General features: G+C 32.4%; 21 protein-coding genes and 1 other RNA gene. 13 read left to right on the forward strand and 9 right to left on the reverse strand.

The features are described 5' to 3' along the window. Positions 1 to 216 precede the first annotated feature (216 nt). Positions 217 to 735 carry a DUF7935 family protein gene (locus tag AMD28_RS00575; RefSeq protein WP_055442223.1) on the forward strand — a complete coding sequence of 173 codons (519 nt, stop codon included), beginning with the start codon at positions 217 to 219 and terminating at the stop codon, positions 733 to 735. 9 nt (positions 736 to 744) lie between these two features. Here AMD28_RS00575 and AMD28_RS00580 read toward each other — a convergent pair whose 3' ends face one another. After that, on the reverse strand, positions 745 to 1656 hold the full coding sequence (locus AMD28_RS00580) for a patatin-like phospholipase family protein (protein ID WP_055442224.1): 912 nt from the start codon (positions 1654 to 1656) through the stop codon (positions 745 to 747). Positions 1657 to 1666: 10 nt separating this feature from the next. After that, complete coding sequence (locus AMD28_RS00585) at positions 1667 to 3670, reverse strand: M1 family metallopeptidase (protein WP_241492409.1); 2004 nt, start codon at positions 3668 to 3670, stop codon at positions 1667 to 1669. Between the two features lie 94 nt (positions 3671 to 3764). On the opposite strand from AMD28_RS00585, the gene recG reads away from it, so the two are divergent. From recG to AMD28_RS00605, 4 genes are all read left to right on the forward strand, one after another. Further along, positions 3765 to 5867 (forward strand): ATP-dependent DNA helicase RecG, encoded by a 2103-nt coding sequence (recG, locus tag AMD28_RS00590; protein WP_055442225.1) that lies wholly within the window; start codon positions 3765 to 3767, stop codon positions 5865 to 5867. Positions 5868 to 5958: 91 nt separating this feature from the next. Further along, positions 5959 to 6198 (forward strand): ribbon-helix-helix domain-containing protein, encoded by a 240-nt coding sequence (locus tag AMD28_RS00595; RefSeq protein ID WP_055442226.1) that lies wholly within the window; start codon positions 5959 to 5961, stop codon positions 6196 to 6198. Beyond that, complete coding sequence (locus AMD28_RS00600; protein WP_055442227.1) at positions 6191 to 6478, forward strand: type II toxin-antitoxin system RelE/ParE family toxin; 288 nt, start codon at positions 6191 to 6193, stop codon at positions 6476 to 6478. Before AMD28_RS00595 ends, AMD28_RS00600 begins: the two co-directional genes overlap by 8 nt. Before the next feature lie 213 nt (positions 6479 to 6691). Continuing rightward, positions 6692 to 8521 (forward strand): PLP-dependent aminotransferase family protein, encoded by a 1830-nt coding sequence (locus tag AMD28_RS00605; protein ID WP_055442500.1) that lies wholly within the window; start codon positions 6692 to 6694, stop codon positions 8519 to 8521. A 62-nt stretch (positions 8522 to 8583) separates the two neighbouring features. Here AMD28_RS00605 and AMD28_RS00610 read toward each other — a convergent pair whose 3' ends face one another. Next, on the reverse strand, positions 8584 to 9348 hold the full coding sequence (locus tag AMD28_RS00610; protein ID WP_055442228.1) for a hypothetical protein: 765 nt from the start codon (positions 9346 to 9348) through the stop codon (positions 8584 to 8586). 221 nt (positions 9349 to 9569) lie between these two features. Between AMD28_RS00610 and pheT the strand changes: the two genes are divergently transcribed. Continuing rightward, positions 9570 to 11996 (forward strand): phenylalanine--tRNA ligase subunit beta, encoded by a 2427-nt coding sequence (pheT, locus tag AMD28_RS00615; protein ID WP_055442229.1) that lies wholly within the window; start codon positions 9570 to 9572, stop codon positions 11994 to 11996. A gap of 9 nt (positions 11997 to 12005) precedes the next feature. Continuing rightward, positions 12006 to 12194: a hypothetical protein gene (locus AMD28_RS18455; protein ID WP_152975507.1), complete on the forward strand. Its 189-nt coding sequence runs from the start codon at positions 12006 to 12008 to the stop codon at positions 12192 to 12194. A 117-nt stretch (positions 12195 to 12311) separates the two neighbouring features. On the opposite strand, the gene AMD28_RS00620 is transcribed toward AMD28_RS18455, so the two are convergent. Then, positions 12312 to 12506 (reverse strand): cold-shock protein, encoded by a 195-nt coding sequence (locus AMD28_RS00620; RefSeq protein ID WP_055442230.1) that lies wholly within the window; start codon positions 12504 to 12506, stop codon positions 12312 to 12314. 208 nt (positions 12507 to 12714) lie between these two features. On the opposite strand from AMD28_RS00620, the gene AMD28_RS00625 reads away from it, so the two are divergent. Beyond that, positions 12715 to 12951: a DUF2007 domain-containing protein gene (locus AMD28_RS00625; protein WP_055442231.1), complete on the forward strand. Its 237-nt coding sequence runs from the start codon at positions 12715 to 12717 to the stop codon at positions 12949 to 12951. A 75-nt stretch (positions 12952 to 13026) separates the two neighbouring features. Here AMD28_RS00625 and AMD28_RS00630 read toward each other — a convergent pair whose 3' ends face one another. Continuing rightward, positions 13027 to 14646, reverse strand: coding sequence for an ABC-F family ATP-binding cassette domain-containing protein (locus tag AMD28_RS00630; RefSeq protein WP_055442232.1), 1620 nt, complete (start codon positions 14644 to 14646; stop codon positions 13027 to 13029). Positions 14647 to 14870: 224 nt separating this feature from the next. On the opposite strand from AMD28_RS00630, the gene AMD28_RS00635 reads away from it, so the two are divergent. Next, complete coding sequence (locus AMD28_RS00635; protein WP_055442233.1) at positions 14871 to 16304, forward strand: TlpA family protein disulfide reductase; 1434 nt, start codon at positions 14871 to 14873, stop codon at positions 16302 to 16304. A gap of 32 nt (positions 16305 to 16336) precedes the next feature. Here AMD28_RS00635 and AMD28_RS00640 read toward each other — a convergent pair whose 3' ends face one another. The 4 genes from AMD28_RS00640 to ffs form a co-directional block, all read right to left on the reverse strand. Continuing rightward, positions 16337 to 16768, reverse strand: a complete 432-nt coding sequence (locus AMD28_RS00640; RefSeq protein WP_055442234.1) for a hypothetical protein — start codon at positions 16766 to 16768, stop codon at positions 16337 to 16339. A 50-nt stretch (positions 16769 to 16818) separates the two neighbouring features. Further along, complete coding sequence (locus tag AMD28_RS00645; RefSeq protein WP_055442235.1) at positions 16819 to 19251, reverse strand: T9SS type B sorting domain-containing protein; 2433 nt, start codon at positions 19249 to 19251, stop codon at positions 16819 to 16821. 68 nt (positions 19252 to 19319) lie between these two features. After that, entirely contained in the window at positions 19320 to 20123 is an 804-nt protein-coding gene (locus AMD28_RS00650) for an SDR family oxidoreductase (RefSeq protein WP_055442236.1), read from the reverse strand. 124 nt (positions 20124 to 20247) lie between these two features. Further along, an RNA gene (gene ffs / locus AMD28_RS18290) (signal recognition particle sRNA small type) lies at positions 20248 to 20345 on the reverse strand. A gap of 88 nt (positions 20346 to 20433) precedes the next feature. Here ffs and AMD28_RS00655 point away from each other — a divergent pair. The 4 genes from AMD28_RS00655 (at position 20434) to AMD28_RS00670 (ending at position 24110) form a co-directional block, all read left to right on the forward strand. Beyond that, on the forward strand, positions 20434 to 21468 hold the full coding sequence (locus tag AMD28_RS00655; protein ID WP_055442237.1) for a glutaminyl-peptide cyclotransferase: 1035 nt from the start codon (positions 20434 to 20436) through the stop codon (positions 21466 to 21468). 1 nt (position 21469) lies between these two features. Further along, positions 21470 to 21859: an acyl-CoA thioesterase gene (locus AMD28_RS00660; RefSeq protein WP_055442238.1), complete on the forward strand. Its 390-nt coding sequence runs from the start codon at positions 21470 to 21472 to the stop codon at positions 21857 to 21859. Positions 21860 to 22059: 200 nt separating this feature from the next. Next, on the forward strand, positions 22060 to 22458 hold the full coding sequence (locus tag AMD28_RS00665; RefSeq protein WP_055442239.1) for an acyl-CoA thioesterase: 399 nt from the start codon (positions 22060 to 22062) through the stop codon (positions 22456 to 22458). A gap of 98 nt (positions 22459 to 22556) precedes the next feature. Then, complete coding sequence (locus AMD28_RS00670; RefSeq protein ID WP_055442240.1) at positions 22557 to 24110, forward strand: hypothetical protein; 1554 nt, start codon at positions 22557 to 22559, stop codon at positions 24108 to 24110. Positions 24111 to 24216: the final 106 nt, after the last annotated feature.

Raw genomic sequence — 24216 nt, forward strand, 5'->3', positions numbered from 1 at the left:
AAGAATCGCCAGCAAAAAAGGCTGTTTTCTCACTGACGATTTACTTAACTGATAACTAATTAATAGCACCTGCAAAATACCATGTAATAAAAAGACTACATACAACCATTCAACGAACAGTCGTTTTCGCGTATGGAAAGAACCCTTTCATTCCATGAAAGATAATTTGTGCTATTCTAAAAAACGACTTATGTTTGTAATTGTATATTTGAAACTATGGAACAACAACTTTTAAACCTATTGATGTATATCATTCCTGCCTTGGTTACAGGAGCAATTGCTTTTCTATTTTTTAGAGAACATATAGAAAATGAAAACAACCGAAGAACTTTTTTAATGCATAAAGAATTGCAAAAAGAATCGTTCCCACTTCGCTTGCAAGCGTATGAGCGATTAACACTTTTCCTAGAAAGAATTGTTCCTGCAAAATTACTGTTAAGAGTGCACCCAACATCATCAAGTAAAGAAGATTACGAATCTTTACTAATAGCTTCTATTGAACAAGAAATGGAGCACAATTTAGCCCAACAAATATATGTTTCTGAGGAATGCTGGATTGTTGTTAACGCTTCAAAAAACGCTACTATTCAGTTAATACGAAAAGCTACTTTATTAGAAAAAACAGATTCGGCCAACAAACTTCGCGAAGTTATTTTAACCGAAATGATAGAAGGACACCCACCAAGTAACGCTGGGTTATCATACATAAGAGACGAAGTAAGTAAAATGTTTTAAATCTTGTAATTAATACTTTACAGCAACCGTACTAGAATCTTTTCCATGCTTATCTTCTGCATACAAAAAGCCATCTAACCACCAAGCAGTCATTAGTTTTTTACTAAATATCAAAGAGTTTTCGGTGAGTTTTGTTGGCGTATAGTACAGGTTTAGTTTCACACCTCTATGCTTTGCTGCCAACTTACCAATAGCAATATCACTTTTTTCTACTTGATCTAATAAGTGACCAAATAAATTCAACATTAAAGAAAAAGGATTTTTACCAAGCACCTTATTGTACTCCATATTTTCACTCTCTAGAATAATTGCATCAATCTCTGTTGCACCACGCTTAACTGCTTCACGAATAGGTACTACACAACCAAAAGCACCATCTGCATATTCAAAACCGTCTACTTTTGCTAAAGACATAAACGGAATATAATTACACGAAATCCATATCCAGTTGCAAAACTCTTCATAACTAAACTCTTTAATAGACTTATACTCTACTCTATTTTTAGAAAGATTAGAAACTGTTACCACCACATCTTTTCCGCTTTTTATAATCGCATTATATTCCTGTTCCGAAAAATTTCTCTTGATATGCCTTCTTAAACTTTTACTTTCACCAAAAGTGCGTTTTCGCTTAATAAACTGCCAGATAGAGTTTATATAATTAATAGAAACATACTCGCGTCCATCTTTTTTATGCTGCACAAAAGGGTTTACGCTAAAAATATTATGCTGACTCACATTAGTAAACATATCATACAGCTTACCAACATCATTTAACGCCAAATGAGGCACTAACAAACTTCCTGTAGAAGTCCCCAAATACATATCGTACTCGCGTTTTTCATGCTCTATTAAATATTGCGCTACGCCACCGGCAAAAGCACCTTTGCTTCCTCCTCCAGATATTACTAATGCTCGCATTAAATTATTTTTAGTTCGTTGTTTTTATACTTTCTTTATGCTTTTCAAAAAAAGCTTTTGCAAACTTTTTTAATCGCCAGTTATGATGTTGTGCTGCTTGCGCATAATGCTTTACAATCTCTTCGTTTACAATCTCTAAAGATTCTAAAAAAGAAAAAGCTTGCATTCTTATTTCATAATTATATGCTGGTGATGTATACTTAATCAACTCCGCTAAATGCGATTTCTTTTCGTCTACAGCATAATCTGGAGTCACCAAAGATAAGGTTAACCAAAGCAATCTAACATTTTTATTAGGCAAACCAACAACACGCTTTGTTTTATCTAAATATACACTTCTTTCTTTCGGAAAATTAGTCCAAAGATTATACAATGCCGTTTCTATAGTTACATAGGATTGATCTTCTAAAAGCGATTCATAATCTTTCTTTAATTCGGAAGGAATTTCTACTACACTTCGCGCTATTTCTTGTCTTACTTTAATACTGCTTTTAAATACTTCGGAAGTAATTTTTCCTGGCACTTGAGAAATAACTTTACTTTTTGCTTCGTCCGAAATCCCTGATATCAAGTAATAATCACACTTCGCATTAGCCGCTTCACAATCTACCATTAGGTATTCGGTAATAAACACAGACTGTCTTTGCAAAGAAGCTTCCACCTCTTCATAGTAAAAGGTTTTGTCTTGTAACCATTTAGCAACAAAAGCACTTAAATCTTGATCGCTTGCTTGCGCAACTTCATTAATAAAATTACCTGTCTCCACATTTTGAAATGCATACTTCTCTAAATAACTCTTAACTGCCGTTTTAAAAGCGATATCCCCAACTTTTTCATGCAACATATGCAAAACGATTGCTCCTTTCTTATAAAACGTTAAGCTACTCGCTTTCGCATTCATAACTTCGGTACTTGTCCCTAATCGATCTTGCGCTGCTAATTCTTGTGCGTATTCATATAATTTAAAATAGTAATAGTCATCACCAAAAACGTGTCGCTCTGCAAGCAATGCGTAATACGTCGCAAAACCTTCTTGAAGCCAATGATGCGTTCCCGAAGTTTCGGTTACCAAATCGCCAAACCATTGGTGTGCAAGCTCGTGGGCATTTACATTTACATAGTTTTTATCCACAAAGGCGGTTTCGTCAATCATAAAAGCATCCGAAAAAATAGTACAACTCGTATTTTCCATTCCTGCATACAAGAAATCATGCACAGGAACTTGTTTGTAATTCTGCCACGGATAAGCAAATCCTATTTCTTCTTCTAAAAAATCAAACATATCTTTAGTATATCGATACGTAGGCGCGACTTTTAGTGAATCTTCGGGATAATAGTACATCTCCAAAGGAATACCACTTTTTGAGCTTTCTACTTTTTTAGCATACTTACCAACTACCAAAGCAGCCAAATAGCTAGACATTGGTTTTTGCATGTCGTACTTCCAGAGCACATAATCGGAACTCTCATTTTCTAACACCAAATTTCCATTAGAAATCACTTCATAGCCTTTTGGAGCAGCAAAAGTAAGATCGAATTCTATTTTATCGTTCATATCATCTATACTTGGCAACCAATGGCTCGTGTTCTTCCCTTGTCCTTGCGTCCAAATTTGATTTCGTGCTTCATCCTCCCAACCTACAAAATACATGGCTTTTTTAGGCGAAGCGAAAAACAAGAATTGCAGTTTATTATCTTCCGAAGGCTTGAATTTCTTATAGATAATCAGTTTTTTACCATCGTTCTTATATTTGATTTTCTTTCCGTTTAAAGCAATATTCTTAAACTTCATATGCACAGCGTCTAAATAAATAGAATCCGTTTTTTTTAGGATATCGAAGTGCACTTCAAAAGAATCATAAAGTGTGCTATCTATTCGAATCTGATTAAAAAACACAACAGCATCTACCTTTTTAAAGTCCACAAAATCTGTTTGTTGCGCTTTTACAACAACAGAAAATAGGATTAGGAATAAAAACAGAATACGTTTCATAGCTCTTTGAATTTCAATCATTACGCCAAAATACAATTTTTTGTGATTCTTGTGAAAGCAGGAATGACAAACCTTTTCTTTTAAAATATATACAAAAACACTAATTTCGTTCTTTATGAGTATAAACCTGCAAACTCCTATAGATTATTTAAAAGGTGTTGGACCAAATCGTGCTGATTTGCTTCGCAAGGAGCTTGGTATTCATACCTATCAAGATCTTCTCAATCTTTTTCCGAATAGATACATAGACAGAACGCAGTTTTATAAAATCAACCAATTACAGCGTAACAATGCGGATGTTCAGCTAGTTGGTAAGATTATAAAGTTTGAAGAAATTGCTCAAAAACGAGGAAAAAGACTCGTTGCAACCTTTCAAGACGAAACCGGTACGATGGAACTGGTTTGGTTTCGAGGACAAAAATGGATTCGAGAAAGCTTACAACTCAACACAAGCTATGTAATCTTCGGAAAAACCAACTGGTTTAGTGGCAAGTTTAATATGCCACATCCAGATATTGAGCTTCAAAAAGTGCATGAAGAAAACTTACGTTCTTCGATGCAAGCCATTTATCCTTCTACCGAAAAACTTTCTAACAAGGGAATTACCAATCGTGTAATGACCAAAATTATGCAACAATTATTTTTAGAAAGTAATGGAAAATTCGTAGAAACCTTACCTGAAAATATACGTACAGAATTAAAATTAGTTTCTAAACCAGAAGCTATTTTTAATGTCCATTTTCCGAAGACACAAGAGCTACTTTCTAAGGCACAATTTAGACTGAAATTTGAAGAATTATTCTACATACAATTACAGTTAATTTTAAAAAATTTAATCCATAAATCGAAGATAAAAGGCTTTCCTTTTCCAACGGTTGGAAATTATTTTAATTCCTTTTTTAAAGACCATTTACCATTCGAATTAACCAACGCGCAAAAACGTGTTTTAAAAGAAATTCGTCACGATTTAGGAAGCAATGCGCAAATGAATCGCCTTTTACAGGGAGATGTTGGCTCCGGGAAGACTATTGTAGCACTAATGTCAATGCTAATAGCGCTTGACAACGGCTTTCAAGCTTGTTTAATGGCGCCTACTGCTATTTTGTCAGTACAGCACTATCACGGATTAACCGAGTACTGTAAAGAACTGAATATCAGAATCAAACTACTAACAGGCTCAAGTAACACTTCAGAAAGAAAAAAAATTCATGAGGAGCTAGCAAATGGCGAATTACAGATCTTAATTGGCACACATGCATTGTTAGAAGACAAAGTGAAATTCAAGAATTTAGGACTTGCAATTATCGATGAGCAGCATCGATTTGGCGTTGCACAGAGAAGTAAATTATGGAAGAAAAACACCTCTCCTCCACACATTTTGGTAATGACCGCAACACCAATTCCTAGAACATTAGCCATGTCTGTTTATGGCGATTTAGACATCTCTTTAATTGATGAATTACCAGCAGGAAGAAAGGCCATAAAAACGGTACATAGATACGATGCAAATCGGCTAAAAGTTTTCCGTTTTATTCGGGATGAAATTGCAAAAGGAAGACAGGTTTATGTGGTATATCCTTTAATTCAGGAAAGCGAAAAAATGGACTATAAAGATTTAATGGATGGCTATGAAAGTATCTCTAGAGATTTCCCAATGCCAGAATACCAAATCTCAATTGTGCATGGTAAAATGAAACCTGCAGATAAAGATTTTGAAATGCAACGTTTTATTAAAGGAGAAACGCAAATCATGGTTGCCACCACCGTAATTGAAGTTGGTGTTAACGTACCCAACGCATCTGTAATGATTGTAGAAAGTGCAGAACGCTTCGGTTTGGCACAATTACACCAATTACGTGGTCGTGTTGGTCGTGGTGCAGAGCAAAGCTACTGTATACTTATGACCAGCCATAAACTCTCTGAAAACAGCAAAAAGAGAATACAAACCATGGTTAGAACCAGCGATGGTTTTGAAATTGCAGAAGTCGATTTACAATTACGTGGTCCTGGAGATATCATGGGAACCCAACAAAGTGGTATTTTAAACCTTAAAATTGCCGATATTGTTAAAGATAACGACATACTACAATTGGCGCGCTTTCATGCCAAACAAGTACTTAGCAAAGATCCTTCTTTAGCCGCTGCAGAAAACCAAAGTATATTAAATACCTACAGACAAATGAGTAAGTATCGAAATATTTGGAATTATATCTCGTAAATACACACCTAACACAAAACAGCTAGTAACAACATTAAAAAACTTGCAATTGGTTCCTATTTGGTGTAAATTTACATCAAAAGACAATGTTATGGCTAGACAAAGCATCTCCTTTACAAAACCAAATGATCAATGGCTAAAAGATCAAGTAGACAGTAATGAATACGCAAGTAAAAGCGAATTAGTCAACGATTTAATTAGACAAGCTAGAAAGCAACAAGCGCAAATAGACTGGATTAGAACAAAGCTGGAAAAAGCGGAGAATAGCGGATTTACTTCCGATAGTAAATCGCAAATCCTTAAGCAATCCAAGGACTTACTGAATGGCTGAATACAGAATAAGTAATACGGCAAAAGAGGATTTAATAAGAATACATCATTACGGTGTTCATAAATTTGGAATTGCACAAGCGGATAAATACTTTGACACTTTTTTTGAGTACTTTGATACCATTGCGCAAACCCCATTCTCATTTGAATCTGTGGACTTTATAAAAAAAGGATATCGACGTTGTGTTTGTGGATCGGATAGTATTTTCTTCAAAATAAGCGAAAACGTTGTGGAGATAATAACCATTATTGGAAGACAAGAATTGGATAATATGCTTTAAAAATACAATTTTCAACAATAGACATCATTAACTCTATGTAATTAGACTACTTACTATTCTCTAAAGTAGTCGCTTAAGCAAACCACATACTAAAAAACCTCCTTACCCACTCCTAAAAATAACAAACTTTTCACATTCTACAGCGTAATTAAATCCCCTATGTATTGTACCTTGCATCCTTATTTAAAGGTTCACATTACAAAAGCAAATACTATGCTAAACTATATAAAAAATGTATTAGAAAACATGCCAACAGACTGGCTAAACCTAACCACGCATCGACTAGATATTTATGAGGAGAAGTTAGCGAAAGTGCAATTTACAGAACAGTTGGAAAGTTTATACAAGAAGAATGATTACACGCCTTCTGCATTAAAGGAATTACCTACTGCTTATGATTATATTCGATTAGGTCATCCTTTATCTTGTGTTCTAGAATGGGCACTTGCAAACTTGCAGGATCAAAAACCAGAAAATGTCATCAGTTTTTCTTCGAAGACCATGCCTATTTTGGCTATTCTAAGAAAAAATGTATTAGAAAATAAAAACACGCAAATCGCTTATACTGGCGCATTACCTGCTTGTTTTGATGCAGAAACACTAAGAGATATTTATGGCTATACCTTCGAATTAAAGCAAGTTGAAAAAGTAGCAGATATTTCTGAATATAATGGAACTAGCATTTTCCTTTCCCAAGAAGATAAAATCAATACTATAGATAATAATACTAATGTGGACTTTTTCATCCATTTACATGGACATTTAGGAAGTGTGCTACTAGTTAACGGTGAGAAAAACGAAAGTTACGTTTCCGACATTCAGCATGTACGTCGTAGAGAATCCATTGCAATGACTCCGGCTAATTGTCTTACTGCCTTAGAAGCATTAATAACGCAATCTTCTATTGCAGACAAGCAAAGAGATGCCGCAAGTAAAACAAGTGTCTTAGAATCTGTTGCTGCAATTACAGCTTCTCAAACAAAACCTTTGGTTGCTTCTAGCGGATTATCTATTCAGTATGCCATTTTAATGGGATTAGTACACGATGCCTTAGAAAATAATAAAGGAAAAGCGATTAAAATCGTGGTTCCTCCAAATTGTTATGGTGGTACCAATGACCAAGCAAGACGTGTTGCTGCTTGTATGGATAATGTAGAAATAGTAGATCTTCTAGTAGATGGCGATAATGATATGGTGCAAAGTATTGATAGCGTTTTAACCGAAATTGCAAAGCAAGACGCCATACCTTATATCATTGCCGAAATACCAACAAACCCAAGAGTAGAAGTTCCGGATTTAATTCAATTAAAAGAAGTTTTAAGCAGAGAACGCAAAACTGCAACTGGTGCAATTGCTATCGACCCCGTTTTTATTTTAGACCAAACTTTTTGTCCGAATGTACACTTTTTAGGAGAAGATGATATTCTAGCAAGCGTTAGAACCATTTCTTTTGCGAGTGGTTCTAAATTTCCAAGTGGTGGAAAATGTACTGCTGGTTATTGCGTAGGAAACAAAAAAACCATTGCTTTAATGGAAAAGATTGCATTGCATTTGGCACTTTGTGATAACGAAGCTACCAATCTTCAATATGAAATATTAGCAAAGCAACTGCCTTCTATGAATCAGAGAATTATAGATGCATATACCAATACTCGTGAATTTGTAAACTTTATTCAGGATACTTTACCAGGAGCAAAAATCAATTTTGTGTCTGAGGAATTAGCAGAACAAGGCTTTACACCTTCGGTATTCTCTTTAGATCTTCCTACAAAAGGAAATACAGATGCAGAAAGAGAAACGTATAAAAGAGCGCTTAATCTTAAATTAATAAATTTAATGATTACAGAAATTCCTAAGGAGAGTAAATTTTGTGTGAGTTACGGACAATTAAAAGGATGTTACTGGACTATTCCAGCAACGTCGACTCAAGGAACTACCAAAGAAGGTGATAAAGATTATATTGTACGTGCATCGCTTTCTCCAAATTTAGATTTAGAGCTTCACAAAAAAGTGTTTAAGCAATTTGAGCAAGTATATAACTAAGCCATATACTTGCTGAAAAGCAACAAGCTATTAAAATAACTTATCGAGATACTTTCGGTAAGTTATTTTATATACTTGGTAAGAATCTTTCTAAGAAGTGCGATATCACTATCTTTTTTACGACTTAAATTCTTTTTATTATCACATTCAAATAAAGAATAATCAATTTCGATTAAATTAATTTCCTTTTTTTCTAATACCAACCTTCTTCTTTTGTTGTATTTCTTGATTTGTTCATTTCTAGTAATACCACTAACAGTCATCGCTTCTAATTTTTCTAGATCCGCCTCTGTTTTGTTTTGCTTTTCTAAAAACTCAATAACCAAATTCGCATCTTTATAAAAGGCAGCTAAAGGCAATTTTGTTCTTGTTTTTCCTTTTTTATGCATATCCCCTAGCAAAAAAGAAAAGGTATGTTTACGAGAAGCTTTTTCTTTCAGTATTTCGTCACAAAGATCTAAAACATAGAATTCGTCACTACTCTCTCTTTGGTTTTTAAATTTTTCTTTTTTAGAAGCAGCAGTTTCCGTTTCATCAGGAACAAAAGTAGCACCTTCTCTTACTAAGTACCAATATACAGCAGTTTCCGTACGTTGTGCATGTACAGAAGGTATTGTATTTAGTAATTCTTGCTTATCTAAATCTCGTAAAACTTTTCGAAGCGGCAAACCTTTTTTAATGTCTTTGTTAAAAACACCTGCTAATACTAAATCTTGCATGATGTCTTTTGCAGGAATCCAATCTTTATCTGTATTGGTGTTAAAGTAATTTTCTATTACTTTATTTATCTGAGTTACTTTGTCTTCCTTGTTGCGATTGTTATCCATAATATACTTTTTACTTTACTTATATTGACTACAAATAAAGGAGCGCAAGATAAGTTAATATTATCACGAAATAATTATACTATCTGTATTAATTACGTATTAAATATTACACTTTTATTCTTCCTAATAAATTAACCAAAAACTCGTACCACAAAACTTATAACAATGCTTGAATGCTAACTGCATTATTTTATCTTTGCACTTCAAATTAAAGAAGGGCAATGAAAATATCATACAACTGGTTAAAACAGTTTATAAAAACCGATTGGGCAGCAGAACAAACCGAAGAACTACTTACAGACTTAGGTTTAGAAGTAGAAGGAATTAATGCATACGAGTCTGTTAAAGGAGGATTAAAAGGTATTGTGGTTGGTGAAGTACTAACCTGTATACAACACCCAAATGCAGACAGATTAAAGATAACCACAGTGAATATTGGCACAGAAGCTCCTGTTCAAATAGTTTGTGGTGCACCTAATGTTGCTGCAGGACAAAAAGTACCTGTTGCTACTATTGGAACTACTTTATATACCGAAGAAGGTGAAGCTTGGACCATTAAGAAAGGAAAGATTCGTGGCGAAGAAAGCCATGGAATGATTTGCGCAGAAGATGAACTAGGTTTAGGAAAATCGCACGATGGTATTATGGTTTTAGCCGAAGATACTGTTGTTGGTACTCTTGCTTCTACTCTATTTAATATTGAAAACGATCAGGTTTTTGAAATCGGACTTACACCAAACCGAGCAGATGCCATGAGTCATTATGGAACTGCGAGAGATTTAAAAGCTGGTTTTTTACAAAAAGATATTGCTGTAGAGTTAATAACACCATCCGTTAGTGCTTTTCACGTAGATAACAGAACACTAAAGATTGATGTAGATGTACAAAACAAGGAATTAGCACCAAGATATTGCGGGGTTACTATTTCTGGAATAAAAGTATCCGAATCACCAGATTGGTTAAAACACCGATTAAAATCTATTGGTTTAACTCCGAAAAATAATGTAGTAGATGTTACCAATTATGTTTTACATGAACTTGGTCAACCGCTTCATGCTTTTGATGCTGCAAAAATTATAGGAAATAAAATTGAAGTAAAAACGGTTGCTGCTGGAACAAAGTTTACAACGCTTGACGAAGTAGAAAGAGAGTTACACGAAGACGATTTAATGATTTGTGATGCAGAAAAACCAATGTGTATTGCTGGTGTTTTTGGCGGAATTGCTTCTGGAGTTACTGAACATACCACAAGTATCTTTTTAGAAAGTGCCTATTTTAATCCGATAAACATTAGAAAAACGGCAAAACGTCATGCTTTAAACACAGATGCTTCTTTTAGATTTGAAAGAGGTATTGATCCAAATATTACAGAATACGCCTTAAAACGTGCTGCTTTATTAATTATAGAGCTTGCTGGAGGAGAAATAACAAGTGATATTATTGATGCATATCCTAACAAAATAGAAGACTTCCAAGTCCGTTTAAGTTTTGAAAATGCGGAAAAGTTAATTGGTCAAGAAATACCAAAAGAAATTATTAAACGTATTTTAAGTTCTTTAGATATAAAAATTAATAATGTTACCGAAACAGGATTAGGTTTAACCGTTCCTGCATACCGAAATGATGTGCAACGCGAAGCAGATATCATCGAAGAAATTTTACGTGTTTATGGTTATAATAATATTGGCTTTACCAATAAGTTAAACGCTTCTATTTCTAACTCTTCTAAATTTGAAGATCATAAATTGCAAAATATTGTTGGTAACCAATTAGCTTCCCAAGGTTTTTATGAAATGCTTGCGAACTCGTTAACGACTCCGGAGTATATTAAATTAGACGAACAGCTAAAAGAAGAACATAATATTGTTATGCTAAACCCATTAAGTAATGATTTGTCGGTAATGAGACAATCGCTTTTATTTTCTGGATTAGAAGCACTTTCTTATAATATCAATAGAAAACGTAGTAATGTTAAGTTTTTTGAATTCGGAAAAACCTATCATAACTTTAGTGAAAATCGTGAAGAACACAAGCATCTTACGCTTTTAGTAACTGGAAACAGAACTGCTGAAGCTTGGAATGGTTTAAACAAACCTAGTGACTTCTTTTATTTTAAAGGAACCATCACGAGTATATTAGAACGTTTAGGGATTACTAGATTTAAAGAAACACCAACTAAAGATGCTATTTTTAGCGAAGGATTAACTTTAGGTTTAGGAAAAAACAAACTAGTAAGCTTCGGTTTAGTTAAGAAGAATATTTTAAAGCATTTTGGAATTAGCCAAGAAGTATTATTTGCCGATTTTAATTGGGATAATATTATTGAAGTTGCGAAACACAATAAAATCAAATTTAAAGAAATTCCGAAGTACCCAGAAGTACGTAGAGATTTTGCTTTATTATTAGATGATGCAGTTTCTTTTGAATCTATTCATACTATAGCAAAACAAACAGAAAAGCAACTTTTAAAAGCCGTGAATTTGTTTGATGTCTACCAAGGTAAAAACTTACCAAAAGGTAAAAAGAGTTATGCGGTTAGTTTTACAATACAAGATGAAAACAAAACGCTTACCGACAAGCAGATTGATAAGATTATGAATAAGCTACAAGCAAATTTTGAAAAACAGCTTGGCGCGGAGTTAAGATAAACACAAAATATGGAAAATAGAACACCACAAAAAAGTGTATTTAGCTTAATATCTGGATTAATATTTTTAGGTCTTGGTAGTTATATTGTTTACCGATATTTTTTCGGAAATGAATTAATCACGACTTTAAGACTCGCATTATCTTTGGTAATGATTGGCTTTGGTGCATACCGATTATATAATTACTTTAGTACTTAATCCTTAATAAAATTACAACGTACAACAATGTAATTTTAAAAAATCTAATAAAATATCAACACAAAAAAGCCTTTTCATTTCTGAAAAGGCTTTTGTCTTTTTAAAGAATTGTAATACTTAGTCTATTACTTTAACGTTTATTGCGTTTAATCCTTTTTTTCCTTCTGTAAGTTCAAATTCTACAGCGTCTCCTTCTCTAATCTCATCGATTAAACCAGAAATGTGTACAAAATGCTCTTTGTTGTTGTCGTCTTCTACAATAAATCCAAATCCTTTAGAATCATTGAAAAATTTTACTGTTCCTTTACTCATCGTAATATATATTGATTAATTTATAATGACAAAGATAGTTTTTAAAACGTTATATAATCATTTCACTGCAACTTTAGTAATATTTTTTTTTATTAAACGTAAGATAACGCAATAAATAACGACTATTAAAGCACTTTTGAAAACAAAAAAAATCGTTTAAATATGGTATTTTTTTTGTAACTTTAAGAGAACACAAAATCTAAAAACTATGGAAGAGTCTAATTATATTAAAATCTACACAGGAAATTTTATTGTAACACAATTAATGGTTGATAAACTAGAAGCTATTGGTATTCGTGCTATTATTAAAGACGAATCGGAATCTGGTAGATTAGGAGGTTTTGGTACATTTAACCAAGGTACACAAGAATTATATGTTAATAAAGATGAACTAGATACTGCCGTGCCTATTATAGAAAGTGTTACTGCAGAGATGCAAGCTTAGATAGTTCAATAACAGAAAAGCAAAAAAAATCCTGAAGCAAAAACTTCAGGATTTTTTTTATCTATGTATTTACGATTAAACGGTATACATTTTATCGCGTAACTCTTTAATTTTAGAATCTTGCATATACTCATCAAAAGAAGTATGTCTGTCTATTACACCATTTGGCGTAAGCTCTACTACTCTATTTGCTAGTGTTTGTGCAAACTCATGATCATGCGTAGAAAACAAGACGGTACCTTTAAAGTTTGTAAGCGAGTTGTTAAACGCCGTAATACTTTCTAAATCTAAATGGTTTGTTGGTTCGTCTAACTGTAAAACATTAGCTCTTACCATCATCATTCTAGATAGCATACAACGTACTTTTTCTCCTCCAGAAAGTACATTCGATTTTTTTAGTGCTTCTTCTCCACTAAAGATCATTTTTCCTAAAAAGCCTCTAATAAAAACTTCTTCTCTTTCTTCTTCTGTAGTTGCCCATTGACGTAACCAATCTACTAGAGATAAATCATTTTTAAAAAACTCACTATTATCTAATGGTAAATAAGATTGCGTAGTAGTAACTCCCCAAGCAAATTTTCCTGCATCTGGTTGTATTTTGTTATTTAAAATTTCGTAGAATGCTGTTGTAGCTCTAGAATCTCTAGAGAAAATAACCACTTTATCTCCTTTATTTAAATTTAAATCGATGTCTTTAAAAAGAGTTTCCCCTTCAATAGAAGCAGCCAAGCCTTCAATATTTAATATTTGATCTCCTGCTTCTCTATCTCTTTCAAAAATAAGTGCTGGATAACGACGACTAGAACGTCTAATGTCTTCAATATTTAACTTATCAATCATTTTCTTTCTACTTGTTGCTTGTTTCGATTTTGCAACGTTAGCAGAGAAACGACGAATAAATTCTTCTAATTCTTTCTTTTTGTCTTCGGCTTTCTTGTTTTGTTGTGCATGTTGTCTTGCTGCTAATTGCGAAGATTCATACCAAAAGGTATAGTTACCAGAGAAGTGATTAATTTTTCCGAAATCAATATCAGAAATATGTGTACAAACCGAATCTAAAAAGTGTCTATCATGCGATACTACAATGACACAACTATCATAATTTGCAAGAAAATTTTCTAACCAAGAAATAGTTTCGTAATCCAAATCATTGGTAGGCTCATCCATAATTAACACATCTGGATTACCAAACAAAGCTTGTGCTAATAAAACACGTACTTTTTGTTTTCCATCCAAATCTTTCATTAAGGTATAATGCGCATCTTCTTTAATACCTAAATTAGAAAGCATGGTAGCGGCATCGCTTTCTGCATTCCAACCATTCATTTCTTCAAACTTTACTTGAAGCTCTCCAATTTTTTCGGCATTAGCATCGGTATAGTCTGCATAAAGAGCATCTATTTCTGCTTTAATTTTATATAAAGGTTTATTTCCTTTTAAAACTGTTTCTAAAACAGTGTCTTCATCATGCAAGTTGTGATCCTGTTCTAAAACAGACATACGCTTCCCTGCTTCTAAATGAACATGTCCAGATGTTGGATCTTGCTTTCCAGCAATAATTTTTAAGAAAGTAGATTTTCCTGCTCCATTGGCACCAATAATACCATAGCAATTTCCGTTATTAAAAGTTGTATTTACTTCATCAAAAAGAATTCGTTTTCCAAATTGAACGGAAAGATTAGAAACTGATAACATAATTGTATTTAATTTTTTTTAACACCTTCACCTTAGCTTTGGTGAATGAGGATGCAAAAGTAGAAAATTCAAACCATAAGAAGAAACTTCTATCGCTAAAATAACATTTATTAAAAGTTTAAATTTGATCACTTTGTTATAACTTTTAACAGCGAATTAACAAGAGGTATAACTTGCAAGGCATACTTTTGTTAAAGCGACTTAACTACGTTTTTCACCTATATATGAGATTACTTTATTCCATACTATTATTAACACTTACCTTTTTTTCATGCAAAAATGATGTTGCTACAAACGAAGGTGAAACGGCTTATATTGGTGGTGAAATAATAAACCCAATTGATAAACAGCTAATTATACGTAAATCTAATACCATAATTGATACTATTTTATTAGATACAAAAAATAGATTTTTATATAAATTAAATTATTTAGAAAGCGGTTTATATACTTTTAAACTTCAGTCTCAAAATGGAGAAGAATTTCAATTGGCTTTACTAGAGCCAAAGGATAGTATTATGATTCGATTAAATACTATAGATTTTGATGAATCTTTGGTATTTACAGGAAATGGAGCAAAAAAGAATAATTATTTAATCAACATGTTTCTTGAGAATGAAGAAATAAACGAAAAAATATTACGCTACTATCAACTAGAACCTATTGCTTTTGAAAGAAAAATAGATTCTATTAGAAGACTTAGAAACGCTAACTTAAACCTGTTTCTTGAAAAAAACACTACTTCAAAATTGTTTCAGAAAATTGCAAAAGGCAATATTGACTACAACTACTATTTAAGTAAAGAAATTTATCCGTTTGCTTATTATGGTGATAATGAAATAAAGAATTTACAATCGTTACCTGCAAATTTTTATGACTATAGAAAAAATATCGATTATAATAGTATTGCTCTAAAGGACTACTTTACCTACAAGACTTTTTTAAGATACCATTTTAAAAATCTAGCTTTATCAGAACATTTAAAAAAATCGAAAGACAGTATATTAAAAAGAAATTCTTACTGTTATAATTTAGATAAACTGAAACTAATTGATAGCTTGATCACAGATAAAGACATTAAAAACCCTTTGCTAAGTATCTCATCTATTGACTACATTAATAAAACAAAAAATATAAAAGAGCTAGATGCTTTTCTGGATTTCTATTACGAAAAAAGCACGGATACCAAAGACAAAAACTATATTGAAAAGTTAGTTAAATCTCTAAAGCAATTACAGACTGGAAATAAAATACCAAATGTAACTTTGGTAACGTATAAAAATCAAGAAGTAGATTTACATAAATTAATTAAAAAGCCTACTGCTTTATATTTTTGGTCTAAAGATTACAAATCTCATTTACAAGAAAGTCATGCTAAAGTAAAAGACTTGATGTTAAAATACCCAGAAGTAAACTTTATTTCTATAAATATCGATGATTCTCATTTAAGAGATAAAAGTCGGGTTTTACAGCAATATGATTTAACCTATCGAAATGAATACCAATTAAAGGATCCGAAACTAGCAAAAGAAACATTGGCTATAAACCCAATAATAAAAGTAATGTTGGTAGATAGAAAAGGAAAAATTATAGATCCACATACCAATTTATTTTCTATTCAATTTGAAGAAGAGTTATTAGGATTATTGAATCAATAGTACCTGAAACGTTTACATCTCCTTCTTATCTCCTATCCGTCTATAGAAACGCCTATTTGTTTGTTGTTTTTAAAATGCACAGAAAAGAAATAGTTTTTACCTTCTTTTTCCTGAAATATCATTTCAAATCCTTCGGTATTAACAGATATTCCTTTTAATTGAAAATGTGTATCTAAAGAAGTAAATGCTAATTCTGCATTTTCATATTGTTCTTTTAGCGCATTTTCTGCTTCCAACTTTACAGCCGACTCATTATTTAAGGCTTGAAGTAAAATTTGTTTTTGGGCTTTAAAAAGGCCTTCGATATTACCATCAATTAATATTTCAACATCGGTATCTAGATACCTTCTATTTACTAGCCAACCTATTCTATCTCCGTTAGTGCTAAAACTTTCTATTTCTCCAAAATCGGTATCTGTAACTTTTAACTTATCTGTACCAAATAGCTTTCCTAATATCCCCATTTACTTTGTTTTAACTCTATTTAATCCCAACTACACCAAACAGAAAATACTTATCTTTTAAGTGTAAAATGCGATTTAAACTCTTTCTTCGTATTATTTATAGGATCTATATACTCTACGCTAAACCAATAATCTGAAGTCGGTAAATCTTGACCATTAAAGGTCCCATCCCAACCTGCACTAGAAGGATTTAACTGTTTTATTAACACGCCATATCTATTAAAAATATAAATCTTTGCGCCTAATTGGTTATTAACTCCTAGAATATTCCAGGTATCATTATATCCATCATTATTAGGTGTAAACACTTTAGGGTAATCTATTATAATAGCTTCAAAAGTTAATTCTTCACAATTATAAACATCTCTTACTTTAACAATTTGTTCTCCTCCTAAAACATTTTCAAATATTGGAGAATTTTGCCAATAGCCTTCATATAAACTAAATTCATACGTACCAATTCCGGTAACGGTTACCTCTAAACTACTGTTTTCTGAAAAAGCACTAGTAAGCACTCTCACAGAAATACTTTCTGGAGGATAAGATGAAACAACTTCGGTAGTATCTTCATACGTACATTGCGTTATGATATTAGTAACATGCACGGTATAAACCCCAATAGTAGTAGCATTATAAACAGATTGTGTTGCTCCCGGAATACTATTTGCTGCTAAAACGTCTTCCCCTTCATACCATTGAAAAAGATATTCTGTTCCACTTAAGTGGGTGTCTATTGGCGACGTTTGTAATGCTGTATCTATTTCAACTGGAGCCAATACACTATCATCTGCTGCTAAGCAAATAAGATATTTATCGTCTAAATTAATATCTAAAAAAGGATGTACAATAATTGTTATTGGTACCACTTGAAAGCATTCATTAGTTATTGGTTGTACTCTTGTGTATACAATTTGTGTGGTTGCTACTGTGTTGCTATAATTTGTAGGTGTAGCTATTTGTATCGTGTTACCAAGAATAGCATCATCTTCATTTTCATAATAATCAATCGAATAATTAGCAGCAGGTAAACCATTTAAAATATCTGGTTCTGCTAATGTTAAATCAAAACGATCAAACCCATCTGTATCTACATCACAAGCATGTAATGGTTGCGGATTAGCAGCTGTTAGCGAATTAAAAACAGCAATATCGAAAGTACTAGTACCATAACAATAATCATAAGTATTGTCTACTATTCTAACAAATATGGTTTCTAACACATAAGCATTTTGATTGGTATAATCTGTAGTTATTGGGCTATCCCCAGTTTCGGCATCTATTTGAGAAGTGTGATATGTTACAGTATAATCTGCAGCAGCTTGTGCACCAAGAACTATGTCATTAAATACTTGAAAATTGTAAGTATTAAAACCGTCATTATTATCATCGCAAATAAATTGGTCATCAATTGGGTTTGCAACTGGGATTTGGGTAAACTCTATAACAATTTCATCTGTGGCTATACAAGTAGTTCCGTATGCTACTTCTACTTTATATACACCAGCAACTGTAACATCTAGGGTTTGACTAATTTCTCCAATAATTTCAACACCATCTTTAAACCATATATGTGCGGCATCGGTAACAGGAATTTGTGTATCTATTGTGTAGCTTGTACTACCACAAACTGGATTTCCAGAAGAAAACGTGACATCTTCTCCTATATCTAAACCAAGATTAAAGCTTCCTGCTTCTAAAAAAATGGCAGAATCGTATGCTGAATCTCTTTGATCTGCTATTACGATTTTTATTTCATAAGCTTGATTTGGTATTACCACAGCATTTGCTGTTAAAACTTCGGTTCTTCCGCCATAATTTGTACTACCAAGATTATATCCGGCAAAGAAATTTACATTTGCAGAACAAGTTCCTGAGTTATTTATATTGGTTACACTAACCGGAGTTCCGTCTGGTAAAACAGCCAAATTAGTATAAGTCGCTGTACCTACTTCTTTTAATAAAAAAGCAAGACTATCTGCATAAAGACATTCATCACTTCCAGTATACTCTTCAGACGCCATTAAAAATCTAAAACTAAAATCGCTAGATGTTGGTGTAAAATTAAACTTTACAAAAGTAGCATCATTTGTGTTATTCTGAGATAAAGCAGCTTCTAGATCTGCATCTCCAGGCAATCCATTACCAAAATCAGGAAAAGGACTACTATTATTTCTTACATTTCCTGCAGGAAAAGCTCTTCCAGTGGTTAAAACTACACCACTTTCAAATGGGAAATTACTTCCTGTTGGGGTTTTAAAATAACCATAACTTTTTGTTTGCGAATTTGTTGGTATACCCGATGCTTGCTCAGAAAAGTTATCAATAACTGCACAATCACTAGCTATAAGAACATCTTCTACTAATTGTTGCAGACCATAAGTAGACTCTGCATCAGCTGCATCATTTATACTAATTAATTGTGCAAAAGTAGTACTTGCTAAAAGCATAAAAAATAATACTAATCCGTTTTTTATTTTTCTCATATCTATTTTCTGAATAAACAGAAATCTAATTAATAATTTTTCTTTGGTCAGAAGAATAGTACTCTACCTTACAATTTGTAATGGTTTAATAACATTTTTTCGTACACTTTATCTGGCAATATACGTTTTAAAACAATGGAAAATTTTTGCATAAACTCCCCTACTTTATAGTGCACATTAGGTTTTTTTGTATTTATTACTTTATAAACCGCTTTTGCCATAAGCAAAGGGTCTTTACCTTCGTCTACATGCGCATCCATTAACTTTAGCGTATTACCATACGGTTTTTTGTATGGTGAATTTTCTTGTATTGGTGCATGAAAACGTCCAGAAGCAATATTGGTAGCAAAATCGCCAGGAGCAATATTTGTCATCTCTATATTAAAATCTTTTATTTCCATTCTAAAAGCTTCGGTAATAATTTCTAAAGCACCTTTACTTGCAGAGTAAATCCCTCTATATGGAAGTCCCATATAACCAGCAATAGAAGTAATATTAATTATTAAACCAGATTGTTGCTTTCGCATTTGCGGTAAAACAGCCTTAATTACATTTATTGGTCCAAAAAAATTAGTTTCAAAATTGGCTTTAATTTCAGCTTCCGGTATTTCTTCAATAGGACCTGTAATACCAACACCTGCATTATTTATAAGGACATCTAACCTACCTTCTGCTGCTACAACTTCCTTAATGGCTGTGGTAATGGTTTCTGTTTTGGTGACATCTAAAGCAATAATTTTAAACGTACTTGAAGTATAATTTTTCGGATTTCTACTAGTACCATAAACGATATATCCTTTTTCGGATAAAAATTCACCAACAGATTTACCTATTCCTGAAGAACCTCCAGTAATTAAAACAACTTTAGACATACATATATTTTTAGGATTTCAAAAATACAATTTTAATGGAGAGATTCCCATTATTATAGGAATTCTATAAACCAAAAAAATCTTGATTCGCTATTGCTTTCAAGATTTGAGTTTATTGCATAAAAAAAGGCAAGCTACCTACATCACACTGCTCAACCATTTACCTTTGCTTCGTTCCCGACCTGGAGGATTCAACAGGAGCTAGTTGTGTAGGACTTGCCGACTGCAAAGGTACAAACTTTTTATTTTTTTACAATGTTTTTTTTAATCGAATTTTAATAAATATCTTGCATAAAACTTTTAATCCAACATGAGAACATTCAAATTACTCACAATCATATTTTTAGCTCTTTTTATTTCATCCTGCGGAAGTAGTACTACACAGAAAAAAAACGACTTTACCCTTGTTACTAATGCAAAAAATAATGCTTTAGCTCTAGGAGAAGCCTTAAATCTGTCTATAAAAAATCCTAAAAAGCATACCATTACATCTGTAAGCTATACTTTAAATGGAGAGACTATTTCAGAAGAAACAACATTACAAAACACAAAACTTGGGGAACAAACCTTAGAAGCGACTATTACCTTTGATGGTGAAACGCAAACTATTTCGCAAAAGCTAACCGTTTTAAACAATACACCTCCTAAAGTATATACCTATAAAATTATAAACGAATATCCGCATGACATTACATCCTACACACAAGGATTAGAATTTCATAATGGGGACTTATATGAAAGTACAGGACAACATGGCGAATCTAAACTTAGAAAAGTAAATTATAAAACCGGAGAAGTTTTAAAGAATGTAGATTTAGAAGATGCTTATTTTGGTGAAGGTTTAACCGTATTAAATAATAAAGTATACCAACTTACTTGGCAAAGCGGAACTGGTTTTGTGTACAATGCAGATACTTTTGAAAAAACGGGAAGTTTTAAATACAATAACAGTAAAGAAGGTTGGGGAATTTGTAATGACAATAAAACCTTATATAAAAGTGATGGAACAGAAAAAATCTGGACTATCAACCCAGAAACACTTACTGAAGAAGGTTATATTCAAGCATACCACAGCCAAGGAAAAGTGGTTGGACTAAATGAACTAGAATGGGTAAACGGAAAAATATACGCAAATCGTTATCAAAAAAATGGTGTTGCCATTATTAATCCTACCAACGGAGCAATTGAAGGTGTTATAGATTTTTCGCCATTAAAAAAGCAAGTCACACAACACCAAGGTTTAGATGTATTAAATGGTATTGCATACAATCCGGAAACAAAAACACTTTTTATTACAGGAAAACGCTGGGATAAATTATTTGAAGTTGAAATAATTAAAGAATAATTTGAAACCTTTTGAAACCACAATAGTAGTTACAGAACATGATTTAGACGATCTAAATCATGTTAATAATGTACGTTATGTACAATGGGTAAATGATATTGCAAAACAAAACTGGGAACAAATTGCTACTCCTACTATTAAAGAGGAATATTTCTGGGTCATGCTATCTAATCATATAGACTATAAACAAGCTGCATATTTAAACGATACTATTTTAATTAAGACCTACGTCTCTAAATCGGAAGGAGTAAAATCTACCAGAATTGTTGAGATTTACAACAAAGACACCTCAAAATTATTAGCTAAATCGACAACCAACTGGTGTTTAATCAGTAAGAAAACACAAAAACCTACTCGTATTACTTCAGAAATTAGAGATCTTTTTTTATAGCAAGTAATTAATATTTCAAACTATTTGATAATTAGATCATTACACAATACTGCATAACAACTAAAAAAATGGTTTTATAACCAATTTAATTTCCAGAGAACCTCCTCTTTACTATATTTAAATAATCACCTTTCTACAGAAAGCCAATGATTAATAGCCAATTTTTATTAAACACTATTTTTAATTAAATACGCTATTAAATGGACTTTAAAAAAACCTTCGAATTTTCAGTTACTGTTACTAATGAAGATTTAGACGAATTCAACCACGTTAATAACATTCGCTATATACAATGGATTCAAGATATAGCCAAAGCACATTGGAAACAAATTGCAACAGAAGACATCTATAATTCCTATTTTTGGGTGGTTAAAAAACATATCGTAGACTACAAAGCCTCTGCTCATTTATATGACGAAGTAAAAATAACTACCAAGTTTATGGATGCACAAGGTGCTACAGCAAAAAGCATCATAGAAATGCATAACAATAGCACACAAAAAATACTACTAAAAGCAGAAACCACTTGGTGTTTAATGGCTAAACAAACAAAACGTCCTACTCGTGTTACCAAAGAAATTGATGCTATTTTAAATTAAATAATATGGAATAGATACTAAAAGCTAGTTTCAAAAGTTATATTTTTAACGTTTAAATCGCATTTTACTATTTTTGCCTTTCAATCTGTTTATTATATATGAAAAAGACACTATACTTTTTAATCTGTTTCAGCTTTCTTTTACTTTGGAGTTCTTGTAGAAAAGACTTTAACTTTTCCTCTAGCAATGGTAATCTTGGTTTTTCTAAAGACACTATTTATTTAGATACTGTATTCACCAATATTGGTTCTAGTACGTATAACTTAAAAGTATATAACCGAAGTGATGAAGATATTAGTATACCAAACGTAAAATTGGCTTTAGGTGAAAGTTCTGAATACCGATTAAATGTAGATGGTATTGCTGGGAAATCTTTTGATAATGTAGAAATTCTTGCAAAAGACAGCATGTATATTTTTGTCGAAACCACGATAGATATTAACGACTTACCAGCTCTTAGTGACGATTTTTTATACACCGATAAAATAGAATTCGATGCTGGAGGAAACCTACAAACCGTAGAATTGGTAACGCTTGTTCAAGACGCTGTCTTTATTTATCCAGATAAAGATAATACTACAGGAATTATTGAAACCCTTACCATAGATATTGGAGGTGAATCTATTGAAACCGAAATTCAAGGTAGATATTTAGAATCCGATGAATTAACCTTTACCAACCAAAAACCGTATGTAGTTTATGGCTATGCAGCAGTACCAAACAATCAAACATTAAATATTGAAGCTGGAGCAAGAGTGCATTTTCATGCCAATTCTGGACTTTTAGTTGCAGAAGGTGCTTCCTTACAAGTTAATGGAGAAATAAGTACAGACCAAAAATTATTAGAAAACGAAGTGATTTTTGAAGGAGACAGATTAGAACCTGCTTTTGCAAATGTACCAGGACAATGGGGAACAATTTGGTTGTTAGAAGGAAGTATTAATAATTCCATAAATCATGCAACTATAAAAAATGCATCTGTTGGTATTTTAAGTGAAGGAAACCCTAACGAAGCTACAAACAAATTAACCATAACCAATTCGCAAATTTACAACTCTAGTAACTTTGGTGTTTTAGGAAGAAATACCTCTATTGAAGCTACCAATTTAGTCGTAAATAATGCCGGACAAACTAGTTTTGCTATTACTTTAGGTGGAAAATATAATCTTACACATTGTACTATTGCTAATTATTGGTCTAATAGTTTTAGACAATTTCCTGCGTTACTTATCAATAATTTTCAAGAAACAGCAGACGCTACTTTTTTAGCCAATTTAACAGAAGCTAATTTTAATAACTGTATTATCTACGGAAATGATAATCCGGAATTTATACTCGATGAAATTGAAGATACTTCTTTAGCTTTCAATTTTAAATTTACTAATTGTTTAGTCCGATTTAGCGATACAAGTAATACCTTTTCTGGAGCAAATTATGATTTTGCTAATGTTGCTTTATACGAAAATATGCTCTTTAATCAAGATCCCGATTTTAGAGATACTAGTGCAAACGATTTTATTATTGGTGATGATTCTGCAGCAAACAACCAAGGAAATGCGTTTTTTGCTACCCAAGTTCCTTTAGATATTCTTGGTGTTAATAGAACTACTACTCCAGATTTAGGAGCTTATCAGCATATTACTTTTGAGTAGATTAATATTATAGTTAGAACCTGCTCCTCTCTTTAGCTAAAGAGAGGGCTTCCGTTGTACGGAATCGGCTAGTTTGCCCCAAAATGCGAAGCTATTTTAAAATTCA

Origin of the sequence: Lacinutrix himadriensis, from assembly GCF_001418105.1 — a bacterium.
In the GTDB taxonomy this organism is placed as follows: domain Bacteria; phylum Bacteroidota; class Bacteroidia; order Flavobacteriales; family Flavobacteriaceae; genus Oceanihabitans; species Oceanihabitans himadriense.